Here is a 21,796-nt window from a genome sequence, read left to right as displayed (position 1 = left end):
GCTGTGAGAGGGACGGGAATGGAACCGACCGAGAGCGCCGCCCCGGGCTCACGGCTGCGCCTGCGCCGCCTGGCGGTCGTCCGGCGGCGCGGCCGTGCGGACGGGCTGCCCGCGCAGCGACCGGACGCGCGCGGGCGCACCGGGGCGGGCGCCGCGGACGCGCGCGACGCCGGCGCGCCACGCCCGGCCGGCCGGCACGGCCTCACGGACCCCGCGGCGGAGACCGAACGGCACCCGTCCTGGCCCGCGTTGCCCACCGCGGTCGTCGCGGCGGCCGGCTTCGTCCTCGGCGCCGGCTTCCTGCGCGCCTTCACCGGAGGGCACGCCCTCTTCCCGTCCGGCACGGTCGGCTGGTCGCTGGCGGTGCTCACCGGCATCATCGTCGGCCACCTCGTGATGCTGGGCCGCTCCCGCTGGTGGGGCGGTACCGGCTCCGGCGCGGCCCTCACCCTCGCCGTGCTGCTCCTCTACGGCTGGGTCCCGGCCGGCATGGTCAGCCTCACCGTCGTCGTGCTGGTCGGCATAGCCCGCCGGGGCCGCTGGCGGCAGGGCGTGCTGCACGGCGCGGTCGACCTGCTCGGCATCGGCGCCGGAGCGCTCGTCCTGGCCGCGTTCGGCACCGTGCCGTCCGTCGAGTCGCCGTCCACCCCCGACACCTGGACCCTCTACACCGGCCCCGGGGTGGTGCTCGTCGCCGCCGCCTATCTCGCGGTCACCCGCACCCTGTTGTGGTACCTGCACACCCCGCGCTCGGGGCTGCCCACGGTCGCCCGCACCGCCCTGGTCCGCCAGGGGCTCGTCGCGGTCGCCCTGCTCGGCATCGCCCCGCTGGTGTGCGTGGTCGCCGCCGCCAAGCCGGTGCTGCTGCCGCTGTTCGCCATCCCGCTGATCGCCCTGGACTCCACCCTGTGGATAGCCCGCGCGCGGGCCGAGGAGCAGCTGCGCGACCCGCTGACCGGACTGCCCAACCGGCAGTGGCTCCAGGAGCGCATCTGGACCGCGCTGGACGACGCCGAGCGGGCCGGCTCCCGCGCCGCGCTCATGCTCATCGACCTCGACCGCTTCCGGTCGGTCAACGACACCCTCGGCCATCTCGCCGGCGACCGGCTGCTGCTCCAGATCGCCGACCGGCTGAGACTGGCCCTGCCGCGCGGGGCGGAGGCCGCGCGGCTCGGCGGCGACGAGTTCGCCGTGTTACTGCCCGTGGCGGACTCCACGACGTCCGCGACCCGCGCCGCCCGCGGACTGGTCACGGCCCTCAGCTCCCCGCTCGACCTCGACGGGCTCACCCTCGTCCTGGAGGCGAGCGCGGGAGTCGCCGTGTTCCCGGACCACGCGGCCGACGCCGAAGGGCTGCTGCGGCGGGCGGACGTGGCGATGTACCAGGCGAAGCGGGACCGCACGGGCGTCGAGGCGTACGAGTCCAAGCGGGACTCCAACACCCCCGACCGGCTGGGGCTGCTGGGCGATCTGCGGCGCGCCCTCGACGCGCACGAGGTGGAGCTGCACTACCAGCCGAAGGTCCGCTTCGACGGGCAGGTCTCCGGCCTCGAGGCGCTGGTGCGGTGGGTGCACCCGGAGCGCGGGCGGGTCCCCCCGGACGAGTTCATAGCGATAGCCGAGTCGTCGGGGCTGATGCCGCAGCTCACCGAGTACGTGCTGGAGACCGCGCTCGGCCAGGTCGCCGAGTGGCGCTCCCAGGGGCTGTTCGTGCCGGTCGCCGTCAACGTCTCGCCGCGCGACGTCCACAGCCCCGGCTTCGCCGGCTCCGTCGCCGCGCGGCTGGCCCGGCACGGCGTTCCCGCGGGAGCGCTCCAGCTGGAGATCACCGAGCACGTGCTCCTCGAGGACCCGACGCGGGCCGCCGACACCCTCAACGCGCTGACCGGGCACGGCGTGAAGATGTCCCTCGACGACTTCGGCACCGGCTACTCCTCGCTGGTGCACCTGCGGCGGCTGCCGGTGAGCGAGCTGAAGATCGACCGCTCGTTCGTGGCGCGGCTGGCCGTCGACACGGAGGACGCGGAGATCGTGCGCTGCACCATCGACCTGGCCCACTCCCTGGGCCTGCTGGTGGTCGCGGAGGGCGTCGAGGACGACGAGACCTGGGAACGCCTGCGTGACCTGCGCTGCGACGCGGTGCAGGGCTGGCTGGTGGCCGCGGCGATGCCGCCGGACGAGACCACGGCGTGGCTGCTGGCCCGGGGGTCGCGAGGGTGGCAGCGGCCGGCCGCGGCACTTCCTGCGGCGACGGGGACGGCGGAGGACTAGGCCCCTCCGGGGTGGACGAGGCCGTACGGCGGGTGCGGGTCCGCCGTGGCCGGTCGCGCAGTTCCCCGGGCCCCTTCCGGGGCGCCGGGTAATGGGTTTCACGGGCATGGGGCCCCGCCCCATAGGATTGGTCCCAAACCACACACACTCACCCCAGAGGATCGCTGCATGCCTGGCATCACGCGCGAGGAGGTCGCCCACCTCGCCCGGCTGGCGCGTCTGGAGCTGAAGCCCGAAGAGCTCGACCACTTCGCGGGCCAGCTCGACGACATCATCGGCGCGGTCGCCCGCGTCAGCGAGGTCGCCGACCAAGACGTACCGCCGACCTCCCACCCGCTCCCGCTGACGAACGTCATGCGCGCGGACGAGGTCCGTCCCTCGCTCACCCCCGAGCAGGCGCTCTCCGGCGCCCCGGCCCAGGAGCAGCAGCGTTTCAAGGTGCCGCAGATCCTGGGGGAGGAGTAAACCGCCATGAGCGATCAGATCATCAAGCTCACCGCGGCCGAGACAGCGGCGAAGATCGCCTCCGGCGAGCTCACCGCGGTCGAGGTCACCGAGGCCCATCTGGCCCGCATCGAGGCCGTCGACGAGAAGGTGCACGCCTTCCTGCACGTCGACCGTGAGGGCGCCCTCGCGCAGGCCCGCGCCGTCGACGCCAAGCGCGAGCGCGGCGAGAAGCTCGGCCCGCTGGCCGGCGTCCCCCTCGCGCTGAAGGACATCTTCACCACCGAGGGCATCCCGACCACGGTCGGCTCCAAGATCCTCGAGGGCTGGATCCCGCCGTACGACGCGACGCTCACCAAGCGCCTCAAGGCCGCCGACGTCGTCATCCTCGGCAAGACCAACATGGACGAGTTCGCCATGGGGTCCTCCACCGAGAACAGCGCCTACGGCCCGACCGGCAACCCGTGGGACCTCACCCGCATCCCGGGCGGTTCCGGCGGCGGCTCCTCCGCCGCGCTGGCCGCGTACATGGCGCCGCTCGCCATCGGCACCGACACCGGCGGCTCCATCCGCCAGCCGGCCGCCGTCACCGGCACGGTCGGCGTGAAGCCGACGTACGGCGCGGTGTCCCGGTACGGCATGGTGGCGTTCTCCTCCTCCCTCGACCAGGGCGGCCCCTGCGCCCGCACGGTCCTGGACGCGGCCCTGCTGCACGAGGTGATCGCGGGTCACGACCCGATGGACTCCACCTCGATCGACGCGCCGGTCCCGCCGGTCGTGGAGGCCGCCCGCAACGGCACCGTCCAGGGCATGCGCGTCGGCGTCGTCAAGCAGTTCCGCGGCGAGGGTTACCAGGCCGGCGTCGTCCAGCGGTTCGACGAGTCGGTCGAACTCCTCAAGGAGCTGGGCGCCGAGATCGTCGAGCTGGACTGCCCGTCCTTCGACCTGGCGCTCTCCGCGTACTACCTGATCGCCCCCTCCGAGTGCTCCTCCAACCTCGCCCGCTTCGACGGCCTGCGCTACGGCGCCCGCGTCGGCGACGACGGCACGCACTCCGCCGAGGAGGTCACCTCGCTGACCCGCGAGTCCGGCTTCGGCGACGAGGTCAAGCGGCGCATCATGCTCGGCACGTACGCGCTCAGCTCCGGCTACTACGACGCGTACTACGGCAGCGCCCAGAAGGTCCGCACGCTCATCAAGCGGGACTTCGACAAGGCCTTCGAGCAGGTCGACGTGATCGTCTCCCCGACGACCCCGACCACCGCCTTCGCGATCGGCGAGCGCGCCGACGACCCGATGGCGATGTACCTCGCGGACCTGTGCACCATCCCGACCAACCTGGCGGGCAACGCCGCCATGTCGCTGCCCTGCGGCCTCGCGCCGGAGGACAACCTGCCGGTCGGGCTGCAGATCATCGCCCCGGTCATGAAGGACGACCGCCTCTACACGGTGGGTGCGGCCGTCGAGGCCGCCTTCGTGGAAAAGTGGGGCCACCCGCTGATCGAGGAGGCTCCGTCGCTGTGAGCGCACTGTCCAAGGCCAAGGGATTCAAGACGTCCAAGTCGGGTCTCTACATCTCCATGGCCACCTCGGCGTTCGGCGCCGTCGGTGTCTACAAGCAGATCAAGAAGGCGCGCGGCGAGAGTGACACGCTGCGGCTGCTCGACGCCGTCGTCACCGGCGCCGCCGTCGTCACCAACCTCGCCATCCTCTACCGCGAGCTGAAGCGGCTGGGCGACGACGACGTCCTGCTGGGCTGAGAGGGAAGTTTTCACCGTGACCACCACGACCGACCTGGTGTCGTACGAGGACGCACTCGCGTCGTACGACCCCGTCATGGGCCTCGAGGTCCATGTCGAACTCGGCACCGCGACCAAGATGTTCTGCGGCTGCTCGACGGCGCTCGGCGCCGACCCGAACACCCAGACCTGCCCGGTCTGCCTCGGCCTGCCCGGCGCGCTCCCCGTCGTCAACGCGACCGGCGTCGAGTCCGCGATCAAGATCGGCCTCGCGCTGAACTGCGAGATCGCCGAATGGTGCCGCTTCGCCCGGAAGAACTACTTCTATCCGGACATGCCGAAGAACTTCCAGACCTCCCAGTACGACGAGCCGATCGCCTTCAACGGCTACCTCGACGTGCAGCTGGAGGACGGCGAGGTCTTCCGCGTGGAGATCGAGCGCGCCCACATGGAGGAGGACACCGGCAAGTCGACGCACGTCGGCGGCGCCACCGGCCGCATCCACGGCGCATCGCACTCGCTGCTGGACTACAACCGCGCGGGCATCCCGCTCATCGAGATCGTCACCAAGCCGATCACCGGCGCGGGCGAGCGGGCGCCCGAGGTCGCGCGGGCGTACGTCCGTGAGCTGCGCGAGCTCATCCGCGCGCTCGGCGTGTCCGAGGCCCGCATGGAGATGGGCCAGATGCGCTGCGACGTCAACCTGTCGCTGATGCCGAAGGGCGCCGACAAGTTCGGCACCCGCAGCGAGACCAAGAACGTCAACTCGCTGCGTTCCGTCGAGCGCGCCGCCCGCTTCGAGATCCAGCGGCACGCGGCCGTGCTGTCGTCCGGCGGGACGATCGTGCAGGAGACCCGGCACTTCCACGAGGACACGGGGTCCACGACCTCGGGCCGCGTGAAGGAGGAGGCCGAGGACTACCGCTACTTCCCCGAGCCCGACCTGGTGCCCGTGGCGCCGGCCCGGGAGTGGGTCGAGGAGCTGCGCGCGGGCCTGCCGGAGCTGCCGCTGGTGCGCCGCAACCGGCTCCGCGAGGAGTGGGGCGTCTCCGCCACCGACATGCAGGCCATCCTGAACGCCGGTGCGCTGGACCTGATCGTCGCCACGATCGACGCCGGCGCCGACGCGGCCTCCGCCCGCAAGTGGTGGATGGGCGAGCTGGCCCGCAGCGCCAACGAGTCCGGCACGGCGCTGGACGAGCTGGCCATCACCACGGCGCAGGTGGCCCGGGTGACCGAGCTGGTGGCCAAGGGCGACCTGAACGACAAGCTGGCCCGCCAGGTCATCGAGGGCGTCCTCGCCGGTGAGGGCACCCCGGACGAGGTCGTCGACAAGCGCGGTCTGAAGGTCGTCTCCGACGAGGGCGCGCTCACCGCCGCCGTCGACGAGGCGATCGCCGGCAACCCCGCGATCGCTGACAAGATCCGCGGCGGCAAGGTCGCCGCGGCCGGAGCCCTGGTCGGCGCGGTCATGAAGGCCACGCGCGGTCAGGCGGACGCGGCCCGGGTGAAGGAGCTGATCCTCTCGAAGCTGGGCGTCGAGGGCTGAGCCCGCAGGGCATGAGGGAGGGGGCGCGCCCGGTGGGTGCGCCCCCTTCTCGTGCGACGGTCGCGGCTACGTGTGCGACGGCCGGGTCAGCGGCGGCGGCCCACCACGCGCGTGAAGCCCAGCGTGCGGCCCTGGTCGGCGCGCACCATCCGCGCGTTCTCCCGGCTCATCCGCACATGCGTCTCGTCCGGGTGGTGCTCGGCGACGACGTCGCACCACAGCAGCCACTCCCGCCAGCCGTCCTCCAGCCGGTCGGCCGTCTCGACGTCCACGGCGCCGCTGCGGGTCCAGTGGCGCCGCCACCAGGCGGGGCTGTGGAAGCACCAGAACGCGGGCTCCCAGTAGGGCTTCAGGTGCTCCGGCGGTTCGCTGCCCTCGATCTCCTCGGACAGGGACGGGACGACGACCCCGATCCGCCCGCCCGGCTTCAGCAGCCGGGTCAGCGTCGGCAGGTACAGGTCGTCGGTGCCGAAGTACTGGTACGCGTCGACGGAGACGATCGCGTCGAACGTCTCCTCCCCGAAGGGCAGGTCGTGCGCCTCGGCGAGGACGGGCTGGACGCGGTCGGCGACGCCCGCCTCGTCGATCCGGCGGGCGTTCTCGTCCGGCCTGATCCACAGGTCGGCGGCGGTGACCTGGACGTCGTACTCCCGGGCGAGGAAGACCGACGTCATGGCGCGGCCGCAGCCCAGGTCGAGCACCCGGGCGCCGGGGCGCAGGGTGTCCGGGCCGAGGGCGGGGGCCAGCCACTCCAGCAGCCACAGCGCGTTCGGACCCATCTGGTTGTCGATGGTCCACTGCGGGTCGTAGGCGCCGCTGCGGGGGTAGCGGGGCAGGCTGAGGCGGCTAGCGAGGTCGTCGTGCGAGGTGTCCGGTGTGATGTCCGACATCGGTGAACGGGCTCCTTGAGGCCGTGAAGAGGGGAAGGGTCGCGTCGGGGGTCGGACGGACAAGCATCAAAGCACCTGCTTCGGCCGGCGGCGCACTGCCGCGGTGTGTCGGACCGACGGACGCTAACAGCCGTCCGGGTGCCCCCGCATCCGGGTTTCCTCAGGTGAGGCGCTACGCTCCGGCGCCATGAGTGGACGTCCCGATGCCGACCTGCCCCCGGACACTCAGACCGCCGAGGAGACGACCGAGGAGGCCCGGGAGGACGCTCCTCGCGTGGACGCGCCGGAAGAGGCCCCGGAGGACTCTTTCGAAGGCGACGACGAAGACGACGAGGGTGACGACGAGGACCTCCTCGCCGCGCAGGCGCGACGGGCCCGCTGGGCCGCCGTCGGCACCGGCGCCGTGCTCGCCCTCGCCGGAACCGCCGCCGCCCTGCTCCGGGCCGCCGGCACCGCCCCCGTCCTCGCCCCGGTCGCCTACGCCTGCGGGGCGGCCGTCTGCGCCCTGGCAGCGGTGCTGGGGGCGCGCGGACGCACCCGCAGGGCGCTGTGGACGACCGTCGCGGGCGTCATGATCATGGCGCTGGGCGACCAGTTCGACTGAGACGCGCGCCCCCCGGGACGAAGGCCCCAGGAAGAAGTGTGAGTTAGTCCACGAAGGCGACAAAGGATCATTTTCGCCTGTAACAGTGGCAGGGCATTGCTCATGCGTTCTTTGCGGGCCGTTCGGCCGTTCGCCGCCGGTGTCCGCTCAAAGATCCACCCCGAGCCATACCGGGAGCACGCCTGTGGCAGCCCTAGCACGTTGGTGCGTACAGCGCCGTCTGGTCACCGTTCTGCTGTGGCTGCTCGCCCTGGTCGGGATCGCGGCGGGCGCCTTCGTCGCCGGCTCCGCCTACTCGAACGACTACAAGGTGCCCGGCACCGAGTCGGGGCGCGCCGCCGAGCTGCTGAAGGAAGGCTTCCCCTCACTGGGGGGCGACAGCGACAGCGTGGTCTGGCACACCCCGTCCGGCACCGTCCGGGACAGCGGCGTCGAGCAGACCATGACCCACACCCTCGACCGGCTCGAGGAGCTGCCCGGCATCGCCTCCGTGACCGGCCCCTACGACGACGGGGGCGCCGGACGCGTCAGCGCCGACGGCCGTACCGCCTACGCCACCGTCACCTTCGAGCACTCCGGCAAGGACATCACCAGCGGTGAGGCCCAGGCCGTGGTCGAGACGGCGAAGGCCGCCGAGACCGACGGGCTGGACGTCGAGCTGGGCGGCAGCGCCGTCGAGCTGAGCGAGTCGTCCGGCGGGCACACCGCCGAGATCGTCGGCGTGGCCGTCGCCGCCGTCGTGCTGTTCCTCGCCTTCGGCTCCCTCGCCGCCTCCCTGCTGCCCATCGCCACCGCCCTGGTGAGCGTGGGCACCGCCTACGCGGGCATCGTGCTGCTCGGCCATGTGATGACCGTCGCGGACTTCGCGCCGATGCTCGGCCTGCTGATCGGGCTGGGTGTGGGCATCGACTACGCGCTGTTCATCGTCACCCGGCACCGGCGCGGGCTGAAACGCGGCCTGAGCGTCACCGAGGCCGCGACCAACGCCGTCGCCACCACCGGCAGGGCGGTCGTGTTCGCGGGTGCGACCGTGTGCATCGCCCTCCTCGGCATGCTGATCCTCCGCCTGAACTTCCTCAACGGCGTCGCCGTGGCCGCCTCGCTCACCGTGGTGCTCACCGTCGCCGCCTCCGTCACCCTGCTGCCCGCCCTGCTGTCGCTGATCGGCACGCGCGCCCTCAGCCGCAAGGAGCGGCGCCGGCTCGCCGAGCACGGGCCGGAGCCGGAGATGCCCACCGGGTTCGCCGCCCGCTGGTCGGCGTTCGTGGAGCGCCACCCCAAGCTGCTCGGCGCGGTCGCCGTCGTCGTGATGGCCGTCCTCGCGCTGCCCACCTTCTCGCTCCACCTGGGCACCTCCGACCAGGGCAACGACCCGAAGGCGTCCACCACCCGCCAGGCCTACGACCTTCTCGCCGACGGCTTCGGACCGGGCGTCAACGGGCCGCTCACCCTGGTCACCCACGTCGACGGCGCCCAGGACCGGCTCGCCCTCGACAACCTGAACGGCACGCTGCGCACCACCGAGGGCGTCGCCTCCGCGTCGCCGGTGACCTACAACCAGGGCGGCGACACCGCCTTCCTGACCGTCGTACCGGAGTCGTCCCCGCAGTCGAAGCAGACCAGCGACCTGGTGGACCGGCTGCGCGAGGACGTGCTGCCCCGCGCCGAGTCGGGCACCTCGCTCGACGTGCACGTCGGCGGCGTGACCGCCGGTTACGACGACTTCGCCTCCGTCATCGTCGACAAGCTGCCCCTGTTCGTGGGGGTGGTGATCGGCCTGGGCTGTCTGCTGCTGCTCCTCGCCTTCCGCTCCATCGGCATCCCGCTCAAGGCCGCCGCGATGAACGTGGCCGCGGTCGCCGGCGCGTTCGGCGTGGTCGTCATGATCTTCCAGTGGGGCTGGGGGAGCGAACTGCTCGGCCTCGGCAGCGCGGGCCCCATCGAGCCCTTCCTGCCCGTGATCATGGTGTCGGTGCTCTTCGGCCTGTCCATGGACTACCAGGTCTTCCTGGTGAGCCGCATGTACGAGGAGTGGCTGGAGACCGGCGACAACCGGCGGGCCGTCCGCGTCGGCCTCGCCGAGACCAGCCGCGTCATCAACTCCGCCGCCGTGATCATGATCTCGGTCTTCCTCGCCTTCGTGCTCAGCGGCGACCGGGTGATCGCCATGTTCGGCATCGCCCTCGCCGCGGCCGTCGCCCTGGACGCCTTCATCCTGCGCACCCTGCTCGTGCCCGCGCTGATGCACCTTCTCGGCGGCGCCAACTGGTGGCTGCCGAAGTGGCTGGACCGGGTCCTGCCCCGGATCAGCATCGAGCCGCCCGAGTGCCGTGCCGCCCATGAGAGGCTGGCCGCCGTCACGGACGCCGAGGTGGCGGACGTGCTCGCGGAGGAGGAGCGGCAGCGGGATGTACGCGATACGACTGGGTGACGACGGCGCGGAGATGCGCCCCCTGGAGGCCTGGCACGCCGGTGAGTTCCTCGCCCACCTGGAGCGGGGCCGCGCCTTCATCAACCGGTTCATCCCGTTCGGCTCCGGCGCCACCGACCTGGCCACCGCGCGGGAGGCGCTCCAGCGGTACGCCGACCTGCGCGCCGCCGACTCGGCCTTCGTGCACGGGCTGTGGCTCGACGGCACGCTGGTCGGCGGGGTCCTCGCGCTGCACGTCGACGCGGCGGCCGGCACCTGCGAGCTGGGCTGCTGGCTGGAGCCCGCCGGCACGGGGCGCGGACTGGTCACCCGTGCGATGCGCCCGCTGATCGACTGGGCCGTCGAGGAGCGCGGCATCCACCGCCTCGAGTGGGTCGCCGCGTCCGGCAACACCGCCAGCGTCGCCGTCGCCCGCCGGCTCGGCATGACCCGCGACGGCGTCCGCCGCGAGGCCCACCTCCACGACGGCGTACGGCACGACCTGGAGGTCTGGTCCCTGCTGGCCCCCGAGTGGCGCGCCCGCGGCAAGCAGCCCTAGGTGCGCCCGTCCGGGCGTTAAGCGGAATCTCAGACGGTCTCCGTACGGTGCGGGACATGGCTGAGAAGACAGAGGACGAGACCGGAACCGGAACCACGACCGTGACCATCGTGGATCACGACGGGCAGGCCGCCGTGGACCACGACGAGCAGGCCGCCGTGGACCTCGACGAGCAGACGGCGGAGCGGCCGGAGGAAGCCGCCGCCAAGGAGCACCCCGAGCCGGCCGAGCCGTCCTCCGGGACCGGACAGGGCGCCGCGGCGGTCGTCTCCGCGGCGCTCGGCGTGGTCTCCCTCACCGGCGGCTGGCCGGGCACGGTGGCCGCCGCCCGCGAGACCCTGGTGGGCCAGCTCCGCACCGCCGCCGACGCGAGCGTCGCCACCCAGATCCAGGAGGTCTACGGCGACGCCTGGAACACCACCGCCCTGTGGGCCGGCCTGTTCGCCCTCGTCGCGCTGATCACGGGCGTGGTGGTGCTGGTCCGGCCCGCGTTCGGCGCGCCCGGCCGCACGGCGCGGGCCCCCTGGATCCCGTCCGTCGCCTGGGCGGGCGTCACCCTGGGCGTGATCGGACTGCTGCTCGCGGTGCTCAAGTACACGGGCCTCCTGCTGGGCCTGCCCGCGGCCTCCTGAGGAGGGTCTTAGGGCGCCTCCCGGACGTAAGCCCTCATCGAGCCTCACTTCTAAGGCACCACCCCCCGCGAAGATATGGAACTCTCCCGATGCGACCCCTCCGCCTTGGAGACGAAGGTGGAGGCATCGCAGAAAGCGATGCCGACACCGGATCCGAGGGGGAATCCACCATGTTCGAGATCGAGCTGCACCGGCTCCGCCACGACGACCTGGTCCGCCGGGCCGAGGCGGAGCGCCAGGTCCGCGAGGCGCTGCGGGTCCGCCGCGCCGCCCGGCGCGGAACCGCCGCACGCGGCGCCGAGCCCGACAGTCATACCCGGCGGCGGTCCTGGTTCGCCCGGACCGCGTGAACACCGTCCAGGGGCGGCGGCCGCACACAGGCGGCCGCCGCCCCGCCGTCGGTGCGTACGACACGAAGTCCGGGACGAGGAGGAGGCGGGGCCGTGTGGGTGCACCCGGAGACGAAAACCGCTGCGCCCTCGTCGTGGGCGCATGCGATGCTCGGGGGCGTGGAGACCAAGTCCGTCAGTCCCGTGTTCGTGGGCCGCACCGCCGAACTCGCCACCCTGATCGACGCCTTTGCCCGGGCCGGCGCCGGTGAGCCGCAGGCGCTGCTGATCGGCGGCGAGGCCGGGGTGGGCAAGACCCGCCTGGTGGAGGAGTTCGCCGCCGCCGTCCGCGACGGGGGCGGGATCGTCGCCCTCGGCGGATGCGTGGAGATCGGCGCCGACGGCCTGCCCTTCGCCCCCTTCTCCACCGCCCTGCGCCAACTGCGCCGCGCACTGCCCGAACAGCTCACCGCCGCCGCCGACGGGCAGGAGGAGGAGCTGGCCCGGCTGCTGCCCGAGCTCGCCGTCGCCGCCGCCCGCGAGGCCCGCCGTGACGAACAGGGCATGGCCCGCCTCTTCGAGCTCACCGCCCGCCTGCTGGAACGGGTCGCCGCCGAGCACACCGTCGTCCTCGTCCTGGAGGACCTGCACTGGGCCGACGCCTCCACCCGCCATCTGCTCGCCTATCTGTTCCGCACCCTGCGCACCGGACGTCTCGTCGTCCTCGCCACCTACCGCTCCGACGACATCCACCGCCGCCACCCGCTGCGCCCCCTCCTCGCCGAACTCGACCGGCTGCGCACCGTCCGGCGTGTCGAACTGGACCGCTTCAGCCGCGCGGAAGTGCGGCGGCAGATCGCCGGCATCCTCGACCGCGAACCCGAACCGGACCGCGTCGACGACATCTTCGAACGCTCCGACGGCAACGCCTTCTTCGTCGAGGAACTGGCCGTCGCCGCCGACGAGGGCTGCCCCACCGGCCTCACCGACTCCCTGCGCGACCTGCTCCTGGTCAGGGTGGAGAACCTGCCGGAGAGCGCCCAGCGGGTCGTCCGGATCGTCGCCGAGGGCGGCTCCACCGTCGAGGACCGGCTGCTCGCCGCCGTCGCCGGACTCGGCGAGGACGACCTCATCGAGGCCCTGCGCGCCGCCGTCAACGCCAGCATTCTCACGCCCGCCCCCGACCGCGACGGCTACCGTTTCCGGCACTCCCTGGTCCGCGAGGCCGTCAGCGACGACCTGCTGCCCGGCGAACGCTCCCGGCTCAACCGCCGCTTCGCGGAGGCCCTGGAGGCCGACCCCACGCTCGTCCCCGCCGACGAACGGCCCACCCGGCTGGCCAGCTACTGGTACCACGCCCACGACGCCGCCAAGGCCCTGCCCGCCGTCCTCGACGCCTCCGTGGCGGCCCGCCGGCGTCACGCCTACGCCGAGCAACTGCGCCTGCTGGAGCGGGCGATGGAGCTGTGGGACGCCGTCCCCGACACCGTGCGCGCCGGACTGCGCCCGCTGGACCACGCCGAGGCCTACCCGTCCCCGCCGCCCGGCTGCGGCGACGACGCCGACGACGCCGGGACGCGGCCGCTGCGCCACCTCGACCTGCTGGCCGAGGCCGCCGTCGCCGGCCGCCTCTGCGGCGAACGCGAACGCTCCCTGAAGTTCACCAAACGGGCGCTGCGCCTCCTCGACGAGGACCCCGACCCGCTGCGTGCCGCCTGGTTCTGGGTACAGCGCTCCCGGCTCACCCAGGCCTTCGGCCGCGGCGACGGCTGGGCGGAACTGGGCACCGCGCAGGAACTGGTGCGCGGACTGCCGCCCTCCGAGGTGCACGCCGAGGTGCTCGCCTTCGCCGCCGGCTGGTCGATGCTGCACGAACCCGGCCCCGACGCCATGGCCGCCGCGGAACGCGCCGTCGAGTACGCCCGCATGGTCGGCGCCCACGACATCGAGCTGAACGCCCGGCTCACCCTCGGCGGCCTCATGGCCGACGCCGGCGACATCGAGGCCGGGCTCGCCGAGATGTACGAGGTCAAGGAGCGGGCGACCGAACTGGGCGTCGACACCGTGCTGGCCCGCGCCTTCGTCAACCTGCCCTCCGTGCTCGAAGGCGTCGGCCGCTCCGAGGAGGCCGTACAGCTCCTGGAGGAGGGCGTCCACGTCACCCGTCGGCTCGGCCTGCTGGACTCCCAGGGGTGGGTGTGGGGCAACCTCGCCGAGTCCCTGCTGTCCGTCGGACGCTGGGAGGACGCCGCCCGCGCCGCGGCCAGCGCGCAGCGCATCGAGCAGAGCGCCAAGCCGCGCGCCGGCGGCTCGATGCGCCTGGCCCATCTCGCGTACCTGCGGGGCGACATCGCCGAGGCGGCCCGCTGCCTCGCCGAGGCCCGCGCCCACTTCGGCACCCACGACCCGATGCCCCAGTACGCCCTGCCGATGCAGTGGGTCGCCCTCCGCGTCGCCGCCGCCGAGGGCCGCCCGGAGGACGCCCGCGCCGAACTGTCCGCCGCGCTCGACGCCGGCTTCCCGCCCGGCACCCAGCGCTACGCCTGGCCCCTGCTGCTCGCCGCCACCACCGCCGAGGCCGACCGGTACGGCGACCCCGCGACCGAACCGGGCCGCGCGGACGTCCTCGACCGGATCCGCCGGGCGGCGAGGAACCTCGCCACCGGGGTGCCCCTGTGGCAGGCCCACGACCAGTGGCTGCGCGCCGAACTCCGGCGCGCGGAGGGCCGGAGCGACCCGGACGCGTGGGCCGAGGCCGTCGCCGCGCTGGAGCCGCTGGGCCGGCCGCACGACCTCGCCTGCGTCCGCCTCCGGCTCGCCGAGGCGCTGCTGGCCGCGGGCGGGGGCGAGGACCAGCGGGCCCGCGCCACCGAACTGCTGCGCCTGGTCGACGCCGTCGCCTGCCACCTGGGCGCGGCCCCGCTGGCCCGGGACGCCGCGCTGCTGGCCCGGCGCGGCCGTCTGGCCCTGACGCCCGCACCGCGCGAGGAGACGGCCCCCGCGCCCGCCGACCCGGCCGAGGCGCTCGGCCTGACCAGCAGGGAGCGGGACGTGCTGCGCCTGGTGGCGGCCGGGCACACCAACCGGCGGATCGCCGAGGAGCTGTTCATCTCGCCGAAGACGGCCAGCGTCCATGTGTCGAACATCCTCGCCAAGCTGGGCGTCTCCGGCCGCGGCGAGGCGGCGGCGGTGGCGCACCGTCTGGGCCTGTTCCCCGACGGCCCTCCGGACGTCCTTCCGGACGGCCTTCCCGAAGGACCGGGACATCTGGCGACCGCGCGACAATCGGTGTAGGACACAAGCGGCCCGGCACCCGGGGCCCTGGGAAAGGGGAGCGATGTTCAACGCCTTCGAGGAACTGTTCTCCCCCGGGCGCAAGCACACCCAGGACGAGCAGAAACGCCTGGCACTGACCCGGGAGGACGTCGGCGACGGCGACCCGGGACGCGGGCCGATAGACCTCGCCTCCGGGAAGGTCACCGTCCGCCGCCCGTCCCCGGCCGACGCGTCGACGGACGACGACACAGGCGCCTCGGACGACGGCGACGACAGGGACGACGTGAAGGACCCTGACGGCGCCCCCGACACCTCCCCGCAGGCTGGACCGCCGGCTAGCTGACCCGCAGCTCCAGCACGCGGTCGTCCTCCTGCTCCGGGTCGCCCCGGCCGTCCGTGTTGCTGGTGACCAGCCACAGCCGGTCGCCGCCCGCCGCGACCACCGTGCGCAGCCGGCCGTACTCGCCCTCCAGGAACGCCTGCGGCTTCGCGGAGGCCTCCGTGCCCTTGAGGGGTATGCGCCACAGCCGCTCGCCGCGCAGGCCCGCCATCCAGACGGAGCCCTCGGCGTAGGCGATGCCGCTGGGCGAGGCGTCCTCGGTGCTCCACTGGGCGACCGGGTTGTGGAAGCCGCCCTCGTCCGCGTGGCCCTCGGCCTCCGGCCAGCCGTAGTTGTCGCCCGGTGCGACGGCGTTCAGCTCGTCCCAGGTGTTCTGGCCGAACTCCGAGGCGAACAGCCGCTGTTCACGGTCCCAGGCCAGGCCCTGCACATTGCGGTGGCCGTAGGAGTGGACGGGGGAGCCGGGGAACGGGTTGCCCGGGGCCGGCTCGCCGTCCGGGGTCATCCGCAGGATCTTGCCGCCGAGGGACTCCTTGTCCTGGGACAGTCCGGTGTCGCCGCTCTCGCCCGTGCCCGCGTAGAGCATGCGGTCCGGGCCGAAGGCGATCCGCCCGCCGTTGTGGATCACGCCCTTGGGGATGCCCCGGAACACCGTGTCCGGCGCCCCGAGCTGCTCGCCGGCGGGCTTGCGCTCGGTGTAGAGCATCCGCACGATGCGGTTGTCGGAGGCCGAGGTGAAGTAGGCGTAGATCATGTGGTCCGAGGCGAAGTCGGGGGAGAGGGCGATGCCCAGCAGACCGCCCTCGCCCTCGGCCGCCACCCCGGGCACCTCGCCCAGCTCGGTCTTCTTCCCCGTCGTCCCGTCGATCCGAGTGATCGTGGCCTCGTCGCGGGAGGACACCAGGAGGTCGCCGTCCCCGACCGGGGCCAGACCCCAGGGACTGGCCAGCCCCGTCGCCACGGTCCGGACCACCGTCACCGAGCCCCTCGCGGGCGGAGTCTCGTCCGCCTTCCCGGAAGAAGGGGACGGGGTCGTGGCACCGCCCGAGGAGGAGGCGGCGTCCTTCAACGGCGGCGTTTCCTCGTCGGAGGAGCAGCCGGCGGTCAGCAGGAGCGCGGCGGCGGCCAGCACGGCCGTCACGGCTCGTCGTTGCACGATCTCGTCCCTTCGACGCGGCGGGTTCTGTCTGTCATACACCGCCCGCGCCTGACAGGTTCCCGGTTCGCGGAGCCCGAACCTCGGGGGAGGGTCTTCGGGACGGCCCTTCGGGACGGCCAGGGCGGAACCTCAGTCCCACGACCCCTGGGCCGGCGGCAGACTCGCGATCTCCGCGAGGTCGTCGGCGGTCAGCCGCAGCCCGGCCGCCGCCGCGTTCTCCGTCACCCACCGCTCCCGCTTGGCGCCCGGCACCGGGACCACCTGGCGGCCCCGGCCCAGCACCCAGGCCAGGGCGACCTGCGCCGGGGAGACGTGCTCCCCGTGCCGGCGCGCGACCCGGCGCAGGCCCGCCACGATCGGCTGGTTCGCGGCCATCATCTCGGCCGTGAACCGCGGGTGCCGGGCCCGCGGGTCGTCCGCCTCGAACCCCTCGCCGGGCGTCAGCGTCCCGGTCAGGAAGCCGTTGCCCAGCGGCATCGCCGCCAGGAAGCCCACGCCACGCGCCTCGCACCAGGGCAGCAGCGTCTCCAGCGCCTCCGGCGACCACACCGACAGCTCGGCCTGCACCGCGCTCACCGGGAACACCTGCTGCACCCGCTCCAGCTGCCGGATCGTGGCGTCGTACAGCCGCGCCCCCGGCCGCCGCGACGAACGCGCCCCGACCGCGCACAGGCCCAGCGCCCGCACCTTGCCCGCCCGCACCAGCTCCGCCATCGCGCCCCAGGTCTCCTCGACCGGGACCTCCGGGTCGGCGCGGTGCAGCTGGTAGAGGTCGATCACGTCGGTCTGGAGCCGCCGCAGCGACGCGTCGCAGGCCCGCCTGACGTACCCGGGGCGGCCGTTGGCCACGATGTGCTGGTCGCCCACCAGCAGCCCGACCTTCGTCGACACGAACGCGTCGGCCCGCCGCTCCTTCAACACCCGTCCGAGCAGCAGCTCGTTGGTGAACGGGCCGTACATGTCGGCGGTGTCCAGGAGGGACGAGCCCGCGTCCAGCGCCCGGTGCACCGCCCTGAGCGACTCCTCGCCGCGCTGCCTGGACGTGCTGTAGGCCCAGCTCATCGGCATGCATCCGAGGCCCACCGCGCCCACCGAGAGCGCCGCCGCGCCGATCGTCCTGCGCTCCACCTGCTCGTGACCCTCCCTCTCCGGCCCTCCAACCTAACCTCTGCCGCTGCGGCGCCCTGAACTAGCCTCCGTGGCATGACTGCTGACGTGTGGCTTCCCATCCCCCCGGACGAGATCGACGGGCTCCCCGAGGGGCCGCGCTACCACTTCTGGGACGGCGCCGACACCTACCCGGCCGACCCCGAGGACTGTGACGTCTACGTCGTGCCGTACATGAAGCCCGCCGAGGTGTGCCTGCGTCCGCTGCCCCGGATGCGGTCCGTCCGCGTGGTGCAGACCCTCTCGGCCGGCGTCGACCATGTGCGGCCCGCCCTGAAGGACCTGCCGCCGGGCGTGCGGCTGTGCAACGCGCGCGGGGTGCACGAGGCCAGCACCGCGGAGCTGGCGCTCACCCTGATCCTCGCCTCGCTGCGCGGCGTCCCCGGCTTCGTGCGCGCCCAGGACCGGGGGGAGTGGCAGGGCGGTTTCCGCCCTGCGCTCGCCGACCGGAGCGTGCTCATCGTCGGGTACGGCTCGATCGGCGCGGCCATCGAGGACCGGCTCGCCCCGTTCGAGCTCGCGCGGGTGGCGCGCGTCGCGCGCTCCGCGCGCACAACGGAGCGCGGGCCGGTGCATCCGCTCACGGAACTCCCCTCACTGCTTCCGGACGCGGACGTCGTCGTCCTGTCCACCCCGCTGACCGACAGCACCCGGCACCTCGTGGACGCCGGTTTCCTGGCCCGGATGAAGGACGGCGCCCTGCTGGTGAACGTCGCCCGCGGACCGGTCGTCGACACCAAGGCCCTGCTCACCGAGGTGGAGAGCGGCCGCATCACCGCCGCCCTCGACGTCACCGACCCCGAACCCCTGCCCGCCGCCCACCCGTTGTGGCGGGCGCCGGGCGTCCTGATCACCCCGCACGTGGGCGGACCCACGTCCGCGTTCCTCCCCCGCGCCGAGCGGCTGCTGCGCGACCAGTTGCGCCGATTCGTGAACCAGGAGGAGCTCGGGAACGTGATCCTGGTGACGGGAACGGAAGACGTGTAGTCCGCTTCGAGCACCGTCCGCGACTCCCCGGGCGCGGTGGGTACTCGGCCATCCGTTGATCGTCACGGAGCGTAGAGGACCTATGTCCCTGAGTGACGATCCTGGTGTATCGTCCCGACAGGGGCTGCGCCGCCGACCAACGGCGCGGGGGAGCGACACGGAGACTGTGAGGGGGGCGACGGGCGATGCACGGCCAGAGGACCACCGATCCGACGCGGCGGACGCGTCGGCGGCGACACCGGCACGCGGACACGCACAGGCACGGTCAGCACATCCGGCGCGGCGGAAGGACCGACGGCGCCGGCCCGCACCATCCTCCCCGGCAGACCGGCCGGCGGACCCGGGCCCAGGCGCACCGCGGGCCGTGGAGCGCGGAGGCGGCGCGCACCGGGAGGGACCGGTGAGCGCCCCGCCGACCCCCACCCTCGACGGAGCGCTGCGTCCCGCGTCCGCCCCGCGGACCCTGCTGCCCGCCCCGGCCGCCGGCCGCCGGCCCGGCCCCGCGGCCCAGCTGGTGCTCGTCCTGGTCTGCGGCGCCTACGCCGTCGGCGCCGCGTTCGGCTGGGGGTCGGAGCGACTCGCCCTGATCATGGGGGACTTCGGGCTGAGCGCCGCCGCCGCGGTCGCCGCCGTGTCCTGCGCGCTCTACGCCCGCAGCCGCCGCACCCGCTACCGGCCCGCCTGGATGCTGTTCGGGCTCTCCTCGGCCATGGCGTCCCTGGGCAACCTGGTCTGGGGCTGGTACGAGGTCGTGCTCGACCGTGACGTGCCGAGCCCCAGCTACGCCGACCTGTTCTTCCTCTGCTTCGCGCCGCCCGCCATCGTCGGCCTGCTGGTGCTCGCCAAACGCCCCGTGACCAAGGCCGGATGGGTGTGCCTCGGCCTCGACGCCTGGCTGATCGGCGGCTCGCTGCTGACCCTGGCGTGGAGCCTCGCCCTCGCCCAGGCCGCCCAGGCCGAGGGACCGGGCGTCGCGCACACGGCGCTGTCCCTGGCGTACCCGCTGCTCGACATCGCCCTCGTCAGCATGGTGCTCGCGCTGCACTTCCGGCGCTCGTCGGTCAACCGCTCGGCGGTGAACACCGCGATCGGCGCGCTCGCGCTCACCGTGATGTGCGACGCGCTGTTCACCTCCCCGCTGCTGCACGCCGACTACCGCTCAGGCCAGCTGCTCGACGCGGGCTGGTTCGCCGGGTCGCTGCTGCTGGCCTACGCCCCCTGGACCGCGCCCCGCCGCGGCGGGCCGGACCGGGAGACGTCCACCCGCGTGGTCCGCGAGCACCTGCCCGGGCGGCGCGCCGCCCCCGACCACCAGCACGCGCCGCCGCCCGGCGGGGGAGCGGGCCGCTACCAGCTCTCCCGGCCCATCGCCGGATCGCTCGCCGCGCTCACCCCGTACCTCGCCGCCGCCGTGTGCACCCTGGGGATCCTCTACAACGTCCTCAACGGCCGCAGCGTCGACCGGGTCGTGCTCATCACCGGGGGCACCGTGGCGCTCGCGCTCGTCGTGCGCCAGGGCATCATGCTCCTCGACAACATCACCCTCACCCAGGAACTCGCCCAGGCGGAGAACCACTTCCGCTCCCTGGTGCAGGGATCGAGCGACGTCATCATGATCGCCGCGCCCAGCGGCGTCCTGCGGTACGTCTCCCCGGCCGCCGCCGGGGTGTACGGCCGGCCCGCGGAGGACCTGGTCGGCACCGAACTGGCCTCCCTGATCCACCCCGAGGACCTCGGCCGCGTGGTGCACGAGGTGCGCAGGTTCCTCGCCGCCGACCCGGTGGAAGAGCCCACCATGCGCATCGAGTGCCGGTTCCGCTCCGGAGGCGGGGGCGCCTCCCGCTCCTCCTGGGGCGAGGCCGACGGCCAGGGCGGCTGGCTCAACGTGGAGTCGACCGTCAACCGGCACCACGGCGGCCTGATCTTCAACAGCCGGGACGTCACCGAGCGGGTCCGGCTCCAGGCCCAGCTCCAGCACAACGCGGAGCACGACCCGCTGACCGACCTGCCCAACCGCGCCCTGTTCACCCGGCGCGTGCAGCAGGCCCTCTCCGGCCGCCGCGCCTCGGACCGGGGCGCCGCCCTGCGCGGCACGGCGGTGCTCTTCATCGACCTCGACGGCTTCAAGGGCGTCAACGACACCATCGGCCACCAGGCCGGGGACGAACTGCTCGTGCAGGCCGCCCGCAGACTCCAGGACGCCGTCCGCAAGGGCGACACCGCCTCCCGGCTCGGCGGCGACGAGTTCGCGGCGCTCATCGTCGGCGACGGCGTACGCGACCGCGACGCGCGCGAGGGGCACATCCTCGAACTGGCCGACCGCCTCAGAGCCACGCTCTCCCAGCCCTACCTCATCGAAGGCAACGATGTCCGCGTCAACGCCTCCATCGGCGTCGCCTTCGCCGAACCGGGCATCGGCGCGGGCGAGCTGCTGCGCAACGCCGACCTCGCGATGTACCGGGCGAAGGCGGCCGGCAAGGGCCGGGTCGAGCTGTACAAGCCGCACATGCAGCAGGACGTCGTCCGCAGGGCCGAGCTGGCCACGCGGCTGCGCGCGGCGCTGCACCACGGCGAGTTCGCCCTGCTGCACCAGCCCGTGGTGTGCCTGGCGGACGGCCGCATCACCTCCGTGTGCGCCCAGGCGCGCTGGCGCTCCTCCCAGGGTGTGCTGTTCACCCCCGCGGAGTTCCTGCGCGTCGCCGAGGACAGCGAGAAGACCGCCGAACTGGGCCGCTGGGTGTTGGAGGAGGCCGTCGAGCAGGCCGCCGAGCGGCACGCGACGGGGTTGCCGGTGCCGGTGGCCGTTCGGCTGAGCGCGCGCCGCCTGCTGGACCGCTCGCTGCCCCTCGGCTCGGTCGAGGCGCTGCTCACGCGGCACGGTCTGCCGTCCGGCTCGCTGATCGTGGAGCTGGCCGACACCGACCCGCGGGTGTCCCTCGACGAGCTGGAGCGCCGGCTCGCCGTGCTCAAGCGGCTCGGCGTGCGGATCTCCCTGGACGGCTTCGGCAGCGGACGCGCCGCGATCACGGCTCTCAGGCGGCTGCCCGTCGACATGCTGAAGCTGGACCGCAGCCTGGTCGACGGCGTGGCGGAGTCCGCGCGCCTGTACAAGATCACCCACGGGCTGCTCCGGATCGCCTCCGACCTCGGTCTCCAGACGGTGGCCGACGGCGTGGACCTGCCCGAGCAGGCCGAGGCGCTGCGCGCGATGGGCTGCACCCACGGGCAGGGGCTGGCGTTCTCCGGGCCGCTCGACGAGTACCGGCTGCGCCGGGCGCTGGCCTCCGGGCATTACCCGGTGGCGCACGCGCAGGGCGAGCCGGTGCTGGCCGGCGGGGGCGGTTCCCCGGTGTACGCCACGGGGGTGACGGCGGTGCTCAAGAGCGCCACGGCACTCCGCTCACATGATGAGACTCCCGTCCCACCCACTTGACAGTGAG

General features: G+C 73.6%; 17 protein-coding genes. 14 read left to right on the top strand and 3 right to left on the bottom strand.

Annotation, left to right across the window (positions count from 1 at the left end):
• Nucleotides 1-18 precede the first annotated feature (18 nt).
• The 5 genes from ACFOSY_RS31435 (at nucleotide 19) to gatB (ending at nucleotide 6,003) form a co-directional block, all read left to right on the top strand.
• On the top strand, nucleotides 19-2,271 hold the full coding sequence (locus ACFOSY_RS31435; protein WP_394313495.1) for a putative bifunctional diguanylate cyclase/phosphodiesterase: 2,253 nt from the start codon (nucleotides 19-21) through the stop codon (nucleotides 2,269-2,271).
• Nucleotides 2,272-2,439: 168 nt separating this feature from the next.
• On the top strand, nucleotides 2,440-2,736 hold the full coding sequence (gene gatC, locus ACFOSY_RS31430; RefSeq protein WP_006130840.1) for an Asp-tRNA(Asn)/Glu-tRNA(Gln) amidotransferase subunit GatC: 297 nt from the start codon (nucleotides 2,440-2,442) through the stop codon (nucleotides 2,734-2,736).
• 6 nt (nucleotides 2,737-2,742) lie between these two features.
• Nucleotides 2,743-4,239 (top strand): Asp-tRNA(Asn)/Glu-tRNA(Gln) amidotransferase subunit GatA, encoded by a 1,497-nt coding sequence (gatA, locus tag ACFOSY_RS31425; RefSeq protein WP_394313492.1) that lies wholly within the window; start codon nucleotides 2,743-2,745, stop codon nucleotides 4,237-4,239.
• Complete coding sequence (locus ACFOSY_RS31420) at nucleotides 4,236-4,475, top strand: hypothetical protein (RefSeq protein ID WP_006130838.1); 240 nt, start codon at nucleotides 4,236-4,238, stop codon at nucleotides 4,473-4,475. The genes gatA and ACFOSY_RS31420 overlap by 4 nt, the downstream gene beginning before the upstream one ends.
• A 16-nt stretch (nucleotides 4,476-4,491) precedes the next feature.
• Nucleotides 4,492-6,003, top strand: a complete 1,512-nt coding sequence (gene gatB, locus ACFOSY_RS31415; RefSeq protein WP_394313489.1) for an Asp-tRNA(Asn)/Glu-tRNA(Gln) amidotransferase subunit GatB — start codon at nucleotides 4,492-4,494, stop codon at nucleotides 6,001-6,003.
• Nucleotides 6,004-6,089: 86 nt separating this feature from the next.
• Here the strand turns inward: gatB and ACFOSY_RS31410 are convergent, their stop codons facing one another.
• Nucleotides 6,090-6,893: an SAM-dependent methyltransferase gene (locus tag ACFOSY_RS31410; protein WP_394313487.1), complete on the bottom strand. Its 804-nt coding sequence runs from the start codon at nucleotides 6,891-6,893 to the stop codon at nucleotides 6,090-6,092.
• Between the two features lie 187 nt (nucleotides 6,894-7,080).
• On the opposite strand from ACFOSY_RS31410, the gene ACFOSY_RS31405 reads away from it, so the two are divergent.
• The 7 genes from ACFOSY_RS31405 (at nucleotide 7,081) to ACFOSY_RS31375 (ending at nucleotide 15,046) form a co-directional block, all read left to right on the top strand.
• Nucleotides 7,081-7,497, top strand: coding sequence for a hypothetical protein (locus tag ACFOSY_RS31405; protein WP_394313485.1), 417 nt, complete (start codon nucleotides 7,081-7,083; stop codon nucleotides 7,495-7,497).
• Nucleotides 7,498-7,681: 184 nt separating this feature from the next.
• A complete protein-coding gene (locus tag ACFOSY_RS31400; RefSeq protein ID WP_394313483.1) occupies nucleotides 7,682-9,928 on the top strand; it encodes an MMPL family transporter in 2,247 nt (748 codons plus the stop codon).
• The gene (locus ACFOSY_RS31395) at nucleotides 9,906-10,466 is read left to right on the top strand and encodes a GNAT family N-acetyltransferase (RefSeq protein WP_394313481.1); all 561 of its coding nucleotides are present in this window, start codon (nucleotides 9,906-9,908) and stop codon (nucleotides 10,464-10,466) included. Before ACFOSY_RS31400 ends, ACFOSY_RS31395 begins: the two co-directional genes overlap by 23 nt.
• Nucleotides 10,467-10,522: 56 nt before the next feature.
• Nucleotides 10,523-11,098, top strand: coding sequence for a hypothetical protein (locus tag ACFOSY_RS31390; protein WP_394313479.1), 576 nt, complete (start codon nucleotides 10,523-10,525; stop codon nucleotides 11,096-11,098).
• Between the two features lie 170 nt (nucleotides 11,099-11,268).
• Nucleotides 11,269-11,448, top strand: a complete 180-nt coding sequence (locus ACFOSY_RS31385; protein WP_394313478.1) for a hypothetical protein — start codon at nucleotides 11,269-11,271, stop codon at nucleotides 11,446-11,448.
• A 147-nt stretch (nucleotides 11,449-11,595) separates the two neighbouring features.
• Complete coding sequence (locus tag ACFOSY_RS31380) at nucleotides 11,596-14,721, top strand: helix-turn-helix transcriptional regulator (protein WP_394313604.1); 3,126 nt, start codon at nucleotides 11,596-11,598, stop codon at nucleotides 14,719-14,721.
• 43 nt (nucleotides 14,722-14,764) lie between these two features.
• Nucleotides 14,765-15,046 carry a DUF6191 domain-containing protein gene (locus ACFOSY_RS31375; protein WP_394313475.1) on the top strand — a complete coding sequence of 94 codons (282 nt, stop codon included), beginning with the start codon at nucleotides 14,765-14,767 and terminating at the stop codon, nucleotides 15,044-15,046.
• Here the strand turns inward: ACFOSY_RS31375 and ACFOSY_RS31370 are convergent.
• Both ACFOSY_RS31370 and ACFOSY_RS31365 read right to left on the bottom strand, forming a co-directional pair.
• Nucleotides 15,039-16,199: a PQQ-dependent sugar dehydrogenase gene (locus ACFOSY_RS31370; RefSeq protein ID WP_394313473.1), complete on the bottom strand. Its 1,161-nt coding sequence runs from the start codon at nucleotides 16,197-16,199 to the stop codon at nucleotides 15,039-15,041. The two genes, ACFOSY_RS31375 and ACFOSY_RS31370, sit on opposite strands and share 8 nt — an antisense overlap.
• 132 nt (nucleotides 16,200-16,331) lie before the next feature.
• Complete coding sequence (locus tag ACFOSY_RS31365) at nucleotides 16,332-17,330, bottom strand: aldo/keto reductase (protein ID WP_394313471.1); 999 nt, start codon at nucleotides 17,328-17,330, stop codon at nucleotides 16,332-16,334.
• Nucleotides 17,331-17,405: 75 nt separating this feature from the next.
• Here ACFOSY_RS31365 and ACFOSY_RS31360 point away from each other — a divergent pair, with 75 nt between their 5' ends.
• Both ACFOSY_RS31360 and ACFOSY_RS31355 read left to right on the top strand, forming a co-directional pair.
• Nucleotides 17,406-18,356, top strand: a complete 951-nt coding sequence (locus tag ACFOSY_RS31360; protein ID WP_394313469.1) for a 2-hydroxyacid dehydrogenase — start codon at nucleotides 17,406-17,408, stop codon at nucleotides 18,354-18,356.
• 400 nt (nucleotides 18,357-18,756) lie between these two features.
• Complete coding sequence (locus ACFOSY_RS31355) at nucleotides 18,757-21,789, top strand: putative bifunctional diguanylate cyclase/phosphodiesterase (RefSeq protein ID WP_394313466.1); 3,033 nt, start codon at nucleotides 18,757-18,759, stop codon at nucleotides 21,787-21,789.
• Nucleotides 21,790-21,796 lie beyond the last annotated feature (7 nt).

Source organism: Streptomyces lusitanus (genome assembly GCF_042647945.1).
GTDB classification, from domain to species: domain Bacteria; phylum Actinomycetota; class Actinomycetes; order Streptomycetales; family Streptomycetaceae; genus Streptomyces; species Streptomyces pseudogriseolus.
This window is presented reverse-complemented; position numbering and strand designations above follow the sequence as displayed.